The organism is Pseudomonas sp. HR1 (genome assembly GCF_030175875.1).
In the GTDB taxonomy this organism is placed as follows: Bacteria; Pseudomonadota; Gammaproteobacteria; order Pseudomonadales; family Pseudomonadaceae; genus Chryseomonas; species Chryseomonas oryzihabitans.
Map to the genome: position 1 here is coordinate 365,790 of NZ_JASNRF010000005.1, position 11,394 is coordinate 377,183.

6 protein-coding genes are annotated in these 11,394 nt (G+C 65.6%); 1 reads left to right on the forward strand and 5 read right to left on the reverse strand.

Going from position 1 to position 11,394, the window contains the following annotated elements:
• Nucleotides 1-171: 171 nt before the first annotated feature.
• A complete protein-coding gene (locus tag QKY98_RS19485; protein WP_144956020.1) occupies nucleotides 172-1,911 on the reverse strand; it encodes a potassium/proton antiporter in 1,740 nt (579 codons plus the stop codon).
• 129 nt (nucleotides 1,912-2,040) lie between these two features.
• On the opposite strand from QKY98_RS19485, the gene QKY98_RS19490 reads away from it, so the two are divergent.
• Nucleotides 2,041-2,877, forward strand: a complete 837-nt coding sequence (locus QKY98_RS19490) for a 23S rRNA (adenine(2030)-N(6))-methyltransferase RlmJ (protein WP_284671422.1) — start codon at nucleotides 2,041-2,043, stop codon at nucleotides 2,875-2,877.
• A 124-nt stretch (nucleotides 2,878-3,001) separates the two neighbouring features.
• On the opposite strand, the gene msrA is transcribed toward QKY98_RS19490, so the two are convergent.
• From msrA to aceE, 4 genes are all read right to left on the reverse strand, one after another.
• Nucleotides 3,002-3,661, reverse strand: a complete 660-nt coding sequence (gene msrA / locus QKY98_RS19495; RefSeq protein ID WP_007161945.1) for a peptide-methionine (S)-S-oxide reductase MsrA — start codon at nucleotides 3,659-3,661, stop codon at nucleotides 3,002-3,004.
• Between the two features lie 80 nt (nucleotides 3,662-3,741).
• A complete protein-coding gene (locus QKY98_RS19500; RefSeq protein ID WP_284671423.1) occupies nucleotides 3,742-6,348 on the reverse strand; it encodes a putative bifunctional diguanylate cyclase/phosphodiesterase in 2,607 nt (868 codons plus the stop codon).
• A 281-nt stretch (nucleotides 6,349-6,629) separates the two neighbouring features.
• The gene (aceF, locus tag QKY98_RS19505) at nucleotides 6,630-8,615 is read right to left on the reverse strand and encodes a dihydrolipoyllysine-residue acetyltransferase (RefSeq protein ID WP_027598546.1); all 1,986 of its coding nucleotides are present in this window, start codon (nucleotides 8,613-8,615) and stop codon (nucleotides 6,630-6,632) included.
• 28 nt (nucleotides 8,616-8,643) lie between these two features.
• Nucleotides 8,644-11,286, reverse strand: a complete 2,643-nt coding sequence (gene aceE / locus QKY98_RS19510; RefSeq protein ID WP_007161948.1) for a pyruvate dehydrogenase (acetyl-transferring), homodimeric type — start codon at nucleotides 11,284-11,286, stop codon at nucleotides 8,644-8,646.
• Nucleotides 11,287-11,394: the final 108 nt, after the last annotated feature.

Below are 11,394 nucleotides of genomic sequence, written 5' to 3' on the forward strand. Positions count from 1 at the left end.
TCAAGCCGCGAACCCTGTTCGTAAGAAGCCGTCCACGATCTGCTGCGCGTCGGCCAAACTGCGTTGAAAAGGCCTTCGGAATGCTCATTTACCTTGAGTAAACTCCGCTTCCTCAGGCCTTTTCGCCTGGTTTGTCGCTAGCTCGCGAGATCGTGAACAGCTTCTACACCGTTAAAGAAAGAGCGCGGGCCCGCTGTTGCGCCCTTCGGGAAACTTCACACCGACCTTGCGCACGCGCTTGTTCTCGATGGCCGCGACGATCCACACCAGGCCGTTCCATTCCACCAGGTCGCCAACGATGGGTTCCCCACCGATCTCGTGGGTGATGAAGCTGCCGAGGCGCTGGTTGCCGTCCACCTCGCCCAGTTGCAGGCCGTAGAGCGCAGCCACGGCGCTGAGTTCGGCGTCGGCTTCGAGGACGAAGTCGCCGAAGAATCTCTGGGTCTGCTGCGGCGCCTGGCTGAACAGCCGACCCAGGGCCGGCAGGTCGTGTTCGTGGCCGACCACGCAGAGGATGTCGCCGGCTTCCAGGGTGGTACTGCCGGAGGGGTGGAGCAGGGTCTCGCCGCGGAACAGCGCGGCGATACGGGTGCCCTCGGGCATCTTCAGCTCGCGCAGGGCGGCGCCGATGCACCACTTCTCGGCGCCCAGACGATAGATGAACAGCTCCCATTCGCTGGTCGGGTGAACCTGCAACCCGGCGCGGGAGAAGGGCGCCGGTTCCGGCGGCACCGTCACCTTGAGCAGCTTGGCCGCCAGCGGCAGACTGGAGCCCTGCACCAGCAGCGACACCAGCACGATGAAGAAGGCCACGTTGAAGAACAGCTGGGCCTGGGGCAGCCCGGCCATCATCGGGAACACCGCCAGGATGATAGGGACTGCGCCGCGCAGCCCGACCCAGGCGATAAAGGCCTTTTCCCGGTCATGGAAGGCGCGGAAGGGCAGCAGGCCGATGGCCACCGACAGCGGGCGGGCGACCAGGATCATCCACAGGGCCAGGCCCAGGGCGGGCAGGGCGATGGGCAGCAGGTTGTGCGGCTCCACCAGCAGGCCCAGCACCAGGAACATGCCGATCTGCGCCAGCCAGGCCATGCCATCGAGCATGTGCAGCATGCCGTGGCGGCTGCGGATCGGCAGATTGCCCATCAGCAGACCGGCCAGGTAGACGGCGAGAATGCCGCTGCCATGGGCGGCGTTGGTCAGGGCGAAGATCAGCAGGCCACCGCTGATGGCCAGCAGCGGATAGAGGCCGTCGGCGAGGTGGATGCGGTTGATCAGTTGCAGCAGCAGCCAGCCCCCGCCGAGGCCGATCACCCCGCCGATGGCGAATTCGCTGACGAAATGGCCCAGCAGACTCCAGCTGAAACCGCTCTGGCCGCTGGCGAGCATCTCGATGAGGGTGACGGTGAGAAACACCGCCATGGGGTCGTTGCTGCCGGATTCGATTTCCAGGGTCGCGGTGACCCGTTCGTTGAGACCGCGGCCGCCGAGCAGGGAAAACACCGCCGCGGCATCGGTGGAGCCGACGATGGCGCCGATCAGCAGGCCCTGCAGCAGGCTGAGGTCGAACAGCCAGGCGGCGGCGACCCCGGTCAGGCCGGTGGTGATCATCACCCCCACGGTGGCCAGCGACAGCGCCGGCCAGAGCGCCACGCGGAAACTCGACACCCGGGTGCGCATGCCGCCGTCCAGCAGGATCACCGCCAGCGCCAGGTTGCCCACCAGGTAGGCCATCGGATAGTTGTCGAAGGCGATGTGACCGGGGCCGTCGATGCCGGCGAACATGCCGACCACCAGGAAGATCACCAGGATCGGGATGCCGACCCGCGAGGAAATCGAGCTGACCAGAATCGACAGGCCGATCAGCACCGCACCGATCAAGAACAAGCTGTTGATGGTGACAGCGTCCAAGCGTGACTCCTGGGGTAAAGAATTGAAGAACCAGGGGATTTAACCCGCTGGGTGGCCGGGGTGTCAAAGCGCGACGCCGCGGGTGCCCGAGGAAGGCGGTACACTGTAGGGCTGACGCTGGAGTATCCCATGAATTACCGACACGCCTTCCACGCCGGCAATCACGCCGATGTCTTCAAGCACGCCACCCTGTTGCGCCTGGCCGCGCTGCTGGCGCGCAAGGAGACGCCCTTCGTCTATCTGGACAGCCATTCCGGCGTGGGTCGCTATGACCTGGCCGGCGACCAGGCCAGCCGTACCGACGAATGGCGCGAAGGCATCGGACGTCTGTGGGCCCTGGAATCCGCGCCGGCGGCCTTTGTCGGCTATCGCGAAGCGGTGGCGGCGCTCAATCCCGATGGCGCGCTGCGCTACTACCCGGGTTCGCCCGAATTGATGCGCCAGGCGCTGCGCCCTCAGGATCGACTGCTGCTCAATGAGCTCCACCCCGAGGACGGTCGTCTGCTCAAGGAAAACATGGCTGGAGATCGCCGGGTGGCGGTGCACCAGAAGGATGGCTGGCTGCTGCCCAGGGCGCTGCTGCCGGTGCTGGAGCGCCGGGCCCTGCTGCTGATCGATCCGCCCTTCGAGAAGACCGACGAGCTGGAGCGCTGCGTCAAGGCGGTCGCGGAGGCCGTCGGCCGCATGCGCCAGACGGTGGTAGCGCTCTGGTATCCGATCAAGGATCGCCGCCAGTTGAGGCGCTTCCATGCCGGGCTGCAGGCCAGCGGCGCGCCCAAGTTGCTCAACGTCGAATTGCTGATCCGCGCGGCGGACGATCCCACCCGGCTCAATGGCTCGGGACTGGCCATCGTCAATCCGCCGTGGGGGCTGGAAGAAGAATTGCGCGAGTTGCTGCCCTGGCTGGCCGAGCACCTGGCCCAGGGTGAAGGCAGCTGGCGACTGGACTGGCTGATCGCGGAATAGCGAGGCCGGGACCGTTGGGCTTCGCTGGGCTCAACCCAACCTACGGGAAGAGCCTGGCGCAGGTTGGGTTGAGGCGGCGCTACCGCCGCAGCCCAACAAAGAAAGCCGCCGCAGCGGCTCGGGATCAGACCGCGAGGCTGGGCGGCAGGCAGACACCGGTACCGGCCAGGCCGCAGTAGCCGTTGGGATTCTTCGCCAGGTATTGCTGGTGATAGGCCTCGGCGTAGTAGAAGGGCGGCAGCGGGGCGATCTCGGTGGTGATCTCGCCATAGCCGGCCTCGGCCAACTGCGCCTGGAAGGCGGCCTGGCTGGCTTCGAAGGCTTCCCGCTGGCTGTCGTCGGCGTAATACAGGGCCGAGCGATACTGGGTGCCGACGTCGTTGCCTTGGCGCATGCCCTGGGTCGGATCGTGGGCTTCCCAGAAGATCTTCAGCAGCGCCTCCAGCGAGGTCTGGGCCGGATCGAACACCACCAGCACCACCTCGGTATGACCGGTCAGGCCGGAGCAGACCTCTTCGTAGGTGGGGTTGGGGGTATGGCCGCCGGCATAGCCGGCCGCGGTGGTCCAGACACCGGGTTGTTGCCAGAAGCGCCGCTCGACGCCCCAGAAGCAGCCCATGCCCACCACCAGACTCTGCAGCCCGGCGGGGAAGGGGCCTTGCAACGGATTGCCGTTGACATAGTGGGCCGCGGGTACGGCCATGGCCGTCTCGCGGCCGGGCAGTGCCTGCTCGGCGGCGGGCAGATGGGTCTTCTTGGTCAGGATTTCGGAACGCAGGACCATGGGATACCTCGTGGGAAAGGGCCAGGCGAAAGGCTCAGTGTACGCAAAATCGCGGCAGCGGGGTCAGTCCGCGCGGCGGGTCAGCGCGTCGGCAGGTAACGCGCCAGGGAGGCGTCAAGCTGGTCGGCCGGGATGGGCTTGTCGAACAGATAGCCCTGGCCGATATCGCAGCGATGGTGGCGCAGGAAAGCCAGCTGTTCGGTCGTCTCGATGCCCTCGGCAACCACCTGCAGCCGCAGGTTGTGGGCCATGGCGATCACCGCGGAGGTGATTTCCATGTCGTCCTGGTTGTCCGGGATGTCCTTGATGAAACTCCTGTCGATCTTGATGACGTCGATGGGGAATTTTTTCAAGTAGCTGAGCGACGAATAGCCGGTGCCGAAGTCGTCCATCGCCAGGCTCATGCCCAGGTGCTTGAGGGCTTCGAGGGTGTTGCGGGTAGCGTCGGTGGCATCCAGCAGGAGGCTTTCGGTCAGTTCCAGCTCCAGCCGCTTGGGCGCGATGCCCTCCTCGTCGAGGATGGTGACGAAGGACTGCACCAGGTCGGGATCGGTGAACTGCTTGGGCGACAGGTTGATGGCGATCTGCAGATCGTCGAAGCCGGCGGCGTCGAGGCGGTGCAGCTGGCGGCAGACCTCGCGGATGATCCATTTGCCGATGGGCACGATGAGCCCGGTTTCCTCGGCGATGCTGATGAACTGATCCGGGCGGATCATGCCCTTTTCCGGGTGCTGCCAGCGGATCAGGGCCTCCAGTCCCAGCAACTTGGCGCGTTTCAGGCAGACCTTGGGCTGGTAGTGCACCAGCAGTTCGTTCTGCTCCAGGGCCCGGCGCAGGTTGTTCTGCACGAACAGCTTGTTGCTGGCCTCGGCGATCAGCGCCTCGGTGAACACCTGGACCTGATGGCCGCCAGTGGCCTTGGCTCGGTGCAGGGCGAGGCCGGCGTGCTTGATCAGGGTCTGCGGATCGGTCTCGTGCGGTCGCGCGGTGGTCAGGCCGATCGAGCAGCTGATCAGAGTCGGGTGGCCTTCCACATAGAGCGGCGGATCCAGGGCCACCAGGGTGTCGCGGGCCAGGCTGTCGGCGGCGACCGCGTCCATGCCTTCGAGCAGCACGGCGAATTCGTTGCTGGCGATGCGGGCGATCAGCGCGCCCGTGCCCAGGGCGCTGCGCAGGCGCCGGGCCAGACCCACCAGCAGCTGGTCGCCGATACGATGCCCCAGGCTGTCGTTGACCCTCTTGAAGTTGTCGACGTCCACCAGCAGCAGCGAGTGTTCGCGGCTCGGATTGGACTGCTCCAGGCGGGCTTCCAGGCGGGCGATGAAGTGGCTGCGATTGGCCAGCCCGGTGAGGCTGTCGCGAAACACCAATTCGTCGTTGTGCTGCTGGGCGAAGCGGGTCTTGCTGGTGTCCTGGAAGATGCCTAGATAGCCCTGCAGGTCGCCATTGGGCTGCTTGATCTTGGAGAGCGACAGCTGGCCCCAGTAGCTCTCGCCGTCCCGGCGATAGCAGCGCAGTTCGCCCTGCCAGCTGTCCTGGTGCGCCAGGCGTTGCCAGGCTTCGTAGAGCAGCTCGCCCCAGTTTTCCAGGGCGGGCAGGGATTCGATGTGCAGCCCCTGGAGCTTGCCGATGGGATAGCCGGTGATCCGCGCGAAGCTGTCGGTGGCGTGCTCCAGGCAACCGCTGGCATCCAGCAGCAGGAAGGCATCGTTGCTGGCTTCCATCACCCGGGTCAGGGGGTGGGCGAGCTTGGACGGGCGCTGCGGTTGCTGGAGCAGGGCGGCCAGGCATTCCGCCAGGCTGCGAGCGAAGGTGACGTCCTCGGCTTCCCAGGTGGCCGCTCGGTCCCGTCGCAGGCAGAGCAAACCGGTCAGTTGACCGTCGTGCAGCAGTGCCACGTCCAGCGCCGTTCCGCCTCCGCTGTGGGACGGGTGCAGCACCTGGCTGGCGTCTTCGATCACGCCCTGCTCGCGCAACCGGCGCCGGTGGTCGCTGCACAGGGTCGGCAGGCGTTCTTCCTTGCACAGGGTGACGAGGCCATTGCCCTCGTAGCGCCACAGGCTGAGTTCGTCCACGGCAAAGGCGGCCGGGCCCTGGGCGCGCAGCAGCTGCACCAGGTCGTCGTCCACCGGCGCCTGGCGCAGGGCTAGGCGGGACAATTCGAGCAACAGGGTCTGCCGCGCCTGGGCCATCGCCAGGCGTTGCTGGCTGTGATCCTGGCTGTCCTGCAGGAGGGCCAGGGTCGAGCGCAGGGCCACATTATGGGCTTCCCATTCGCCGGCCAGGGCGTCGTCGTTCATCACCCGCAGCAGATAGCCGCGCAGCAGCGGGCGACCATGGCGCTGCAGGCTCTCGCCGACCTCGACGACCTGGCAGGGCGCCGTGGGGGAGTGGAACAGGTAGCGCACCTGATAGCTGCCGTGTTCGGCCAGTTGCAGCTGGATGTCTTCGTGCAGCCGATGACGGACGCTGGGCTCCATCAGGCTGGCATAGGGGGCATCGATGAGCGAGCACAGCGCCTGGGCGGGCAGGCCGAGGCTGGCTTCGCAGCGGGAATCGAGATAGAGCATCGCCCAGGAGGCTTCATTCAGACGCTCGAAACGCAGCAAGCCCAATCGGGCAGGAGCGCTGAGCGCGCCCGCCTGATCGGCTACCGCGGCATCGGCAGCATCGGAGTGAATACTCATGCGAGGGTCCGCGTCCTTGTGAAGACGGAAAGATGTCCTAGGTTTATCGGAAAGGACAGACAAATCATTAATCCTTTTTCCTTTCCGCCTCGCCAGCACGCTGGTATGGCTGTCAGGTTGCCCGATAGGGCCCGGCGCATGCAAGGGGCGGCGCTCGGGGCGCTCATCCTACCTTTTTCCTGGATCTTTCGGTTGATCTGACAGCAAAAACCCCGCGTGAGCGGGGTTTCTGAACTACACCAGGGGACGGTAACGGCCTTCCGTTACCGTCCTGTGGCGGTTTACAGCAGCAGGCCGCGGATTTCCGCCAGCAGATCGCCCAGGCGCTTGGTGAAGCGCGCGGCGGCCGCCCCGTTGATCACGCGGTGATCGTAGGACAGCGACAGCGGCAGCATCAGGCGCGGCTGGAAGGCCTTGCCGTCCCATACCGGCTGCATGCTGGCCTTGGACACGCCGAGGATCGCCACTTCCGGGGCATTGACGATCGGCGTGAAGCCGGTGCCGCCGATGTGACCCAGGCTGGAGATGGTGAAGCAGGCGCCCTGCATGTCGTCGCCGCTGAGCTTCTTGGTCCGCGCCTTTTCCGCCAGCTGGGCGGCTTCGGCGGCGAGTTGCAGCAGGCTCTTCTGGTCGACGTTGCGGATGACCGGGACCAGCAGGCCGTCCGGGGTGTCCACGGCGAAGCCGATGTGCACGTACTTCTTGCGGATCACCGCCTTGCCGCTGGGGGCCAGGGAGGCGTTGAAGTCCGGCAGTTCCTTAAGCACATGGGCGCAGGCCTTGAGCAGGAACGGCAGGATGGTCAGCTTGACGCCGGCCTTTTCCGCCACGGCTTTCTGGCCGACTCGGAAGGCCTCCAGATCGGTCACGTCGGACTGGTCGAACTGGGTCACGTGGGGCACGTTCAGCCAGCTGCGATGCAGGTTGTTGGCACCGACCTGCATGAGGCGCGTCATCGGCACCTCTTCGATCTCGCCGAACTTGCTGAAGTCCACGGTGGGGATCGGCGGGATGCCGGCACCACCGGTGGCGCCGGCAGCCGCGGCCGGAGCCGCCTTGCTCTTCTGCAGCTGATCCTTGACGTAGGCCTGGACGTCTTCCTTGAGGATGCGACCCTTGGGACCGGTCGGGGTGACCTCGCCCAGATCGACGCCGAACTCGCGGGCGACCATACGCACGGCCGGGCCGGCATGGACCTTCTTGCCCTTGCCGGCGGCAGGGGCGCTGGCAGGAGCGGCGGCCTTGGCCGGAGCCTCGGCCTTCTTCTCGGCAGCCGGCGCGCTGGCGGTGTTGCCGGCAGCCGGCTTGGCCGCCTGCTTGGGCGCGGCACCGGCCACCTTCAGGGTCAGGATCAGATCGCCGGTCTTGGCCTGGTCGTTGACCTTGATGGCGACGCTTTCCACCACGCCCGCCTTGGGCGCCGGGATTTCCATGCTGGCCTTGTCGGACTCCAGCACGATCAGCGACTGCTCGGCCTTGACCTGGTCACCGGCCTTGACCAGCACCTCGATGACGTTGGCGCTGCCGGTGGAGCCGATGTCGGGGACCTTGATCTCCTCGACCGATTCACCGGCCGGCTCGGCGGCGGCTTCCTCGTGCAGCTCGGGCTCGGCGGCTTCCTTGGCCGGCTTGTCGCCGGCCTTGGACTCGACGCTCTTGCTCGGCTTGGCATTGGCGGCGCCCTTGAGCACCAGGATCAGATCGCCGGTGCCCACTTCGTCGCCGACCTTGACGGAAACGCTCTCCACCACGCCGGCGGCGGGGGAGGGAATTTCCATGCTGGCCTTGTCGGACTCCAGGGTGATCAGCGTCTGCTCGGCGGCGATGGTGTCGCCGGGCTTGACCGCCACCTCGATGATGCTGGCCTTGCCGCTGGAGCCGATGTCGGGGACATGGATCTCCTGGGCTTCGCCTTCGCCGGCGGACGCCGAAGCGTCTTCGTCGCCGGCCGGCGTCGGGGTTTCGCTTTCCTCGACCTGGGTCTGCTTGGACTCGGCCTTGGGTTCGGCGGCGGGTTCGCTGCCGGTGGCGGCGTCCTCGCCTTCCAGGTCGATCAGCAGATCACCGGTCTTGAGGGTGTCGCCGACCTTGATGTGCAGGGCGGCGATCTTGCCGGCCTTGGGGGCCGGGATCTCCATGCTGGCCTTGTCGGACTCCAGCACCACCAGGCTCTGTTCGGCCTCGACGGTATCGCCGACCTTTACCAGCAGCTCGATGACTTCGCCGTCGCCACTGCCGATGTCGGGTACGCGGATGGTCTCGCTCACAGTTGTTTCCTCTTATCCGTGTGCCGCATCAGCAATCCAGGGGATTGCGCTTCTCGGTGTCGATGCCGAACTTGGTGATGGCATCGGCCACGACCTTGCGTTCCAGCTTGCCTTGGTTGGCCAGCGCCTGCAGAGCGGCGACGGCGACCCAGCGGCGGTCGACCTCGAAGTGATCACGCAGCTTCTTGCGGCTGTCGCTGCGACCGAAGCCGTCGGTACCCAGCACCTGGAATTCGGTGGGGACCCACTGGCGGATCTGGTCGGCGAACAGCTTCATGTAGTCGGTGGAGGCGATGACCGGACCCTGGCGCTCGCCCAGGCACTGCTCGACATAGGTCAGGCGGCGCTCTTCCAGCGGGTGCAGGCGGTTCCAGCGATCCACGGCCAGGCCTTCACGGCGCAGTTCGTTGAAGCTGGTGACGCTCCAGATATCGGCGCCGACGCCCATCTCGCGCAGCAGGCCGGCGGCAGCGCGGACCTCGTTGAGGATGGTGCCCGAGCCCAAGAGCTGGACGCGGTGCTTGAAGTCGCCCTTTTCTTCTTCCAGCAGGTACATGCCCTTGATGATGCCGTCCTCGACACCTGCGGGCATGGCCGGCTGCTGGTAGTTCTCGTTCATCACGGTGATGTAGTAGAAGACGCTCTGCTGCAGTTCCATCATCTGATGGATGCCTTCGCGCATGATCACCGCCAGCTCGTAGGCATAGGTGGGATCGTAGCTGCGGCAGTTGGGGATGGTGCCGGCCAGGATGTGGCTGTGACCGTCCTCGTGCTGCAGGCCTTCACCGTTCAGGGTGGTACGACCGGAGGTGCCGCCCAGCAGGAAGCCGCGGGTCTGGGCATCGCCCGCCGCCCAGGCCAGGTCGCCGATGCGCTGGAAGCCGAACATCGAATAGAAGATGTAGACCGGCAGCATGGGCTGGTTGTAGTTGCTGTAGGCGGTACCGGCAGCGATGAAGGAGGACATGGCGCCGGCCTCGTTGAGGCCTTCCTGGAGGATCTGGCCGTCCTTCTCCTCGCGGTAGTACATCACCTGGTCGCGGTCGACCGGCTCATAGAGCTGGCCGTGGGGCGAGTAGATGCCCAGCTGGCGGAACATGCCTTCCATGCCGAAGGTACGGGCCTCGTCGGCGAGGATGGGCACGATGCGCTTGCCCAGGTCCTTGTCCTTGACCAGTTGCGACAGGATGCGGCCGAAGGCCATGGTGGTGGAGATCTCGCGATCGCCGGAGCCGTCCAGTACCGCCTTCAGGGTGTCCAGGGGCGGCGTGGGGATGCTGATGCTGCGGGCGCGACGCTGGGGCAGGTGACCGCCCAGGGATTCGCGACGACTCATCAGGTACTTCATCTCGGCGCTGTCGTCGGCCGGACGATAGAAGGGCAGCTCGCTGAGCTGGGAGTCGTTCAGCGGGATGTCGAAGCGATCGCGGAATTTCTTCAGCGACTCCACATCGACCTTCTTGGTGTTGTGCGCGGTGTTCTTGGCTTCGCCCGCACCGGTGCCGTAGCCCTTGATGGTCTTGGCCAGGATGACGGTGGGCTGGCCCTTGTGGTTGACCGCCTGGTGGTAGGCCGCATAGACCTTGTAGGGGTCGTGACCGCCACGGTTGAGCTTCCAGATCTCGTCGTCGGACAGGTCCTCGACCATCTTCAGCAGCTCGGGGTTGGCGCCGAAGAAGTGCTTGCGCACATAGGCACCGTCTTTCGCCTTGTAGTTCTGGTATTCACCATCGACCACGGCGTCCATGCGCTGCTGCATGCGGCCTTCGGTGTCGCGGGCGAACAGCGGATCCCACATGCGACCCCAGAGGACCTTGGTGACGTTCCAGTCGGCGCCGCGGAAGATGCCTTCCAGTTCCTGGACGATCTTGCCGTTGCCGCGGACCGGGCCGTCGAGGCGCTGCAGGTTGCAGTTGATGACGAAGATCAGGTTGTCGAGGTTCTCGCGGCCGGCCAGGGAGATGGCGCCCAGGGTTTCCGGCTCGTCGCACTCGCCGTCGCCGATGAAGCACCAGACCTTCTGCTTGCCGGCGGGGATGTAGCCGCGGTTCTCCAGGTACTTCATGAAGCGGGCCTGGTAGATGGCGGTGATCGGACCCAGACCCATGGACACGGTCGGGAACTGCCAGAAGTCGGGCATCAGGTGAGGGTGCGGGTAGCTCGACAGCCCCTTGCCGTCCACTTCCTGGCGGAAGTTGTTCATCTGGTCTTCGGAGAGGCGGCCTTCCAGGAAGGCACGGGCGTAGACGCCGGGGGAGGCGTGGCCCTGATAGTAGATCAGGTCGCCGCCGTGCTCTTCGTTGGGCGCCTTCCAGAAATAGTTGAAGCCGATGTCATAGAGGGTGGCGCTGGAGGCGAAGGTGGAGATGTGGCCACCCAGATCCGGATCCTTGAGGTTGGCGCGCATGACCATCGCCAGGGCGTTCCAGCGAACCAGCGAGCGGATGCGTCGCTCCATGAACAGGTCGCCCGGCATATGGGCTTCCTTGGTCACTGGAATGGTGTTGCGATAGGGGGTATTGATGGAGTAGGGCAGCTGGGTACCACTGCGGGTAGCCAGTTCGCCCATGCGGGTCATCAGATAATGAACGCGCTCCTCGCCTTCGTGGTCGAGGACGGACTCCAGGGCGTCCAGCCATTCCTGGGTTTCGACGGGATCGAGATCTTGCATGGCTTGCTCCAGGGCGGAAAGGCTTCCAAAATCGGTCGCCTCAGGGTCGCCGCCGGCCTCTTGGGGGCAGCGAAAATTCTTGGATTTATGACCGGACGGTTCCGATCG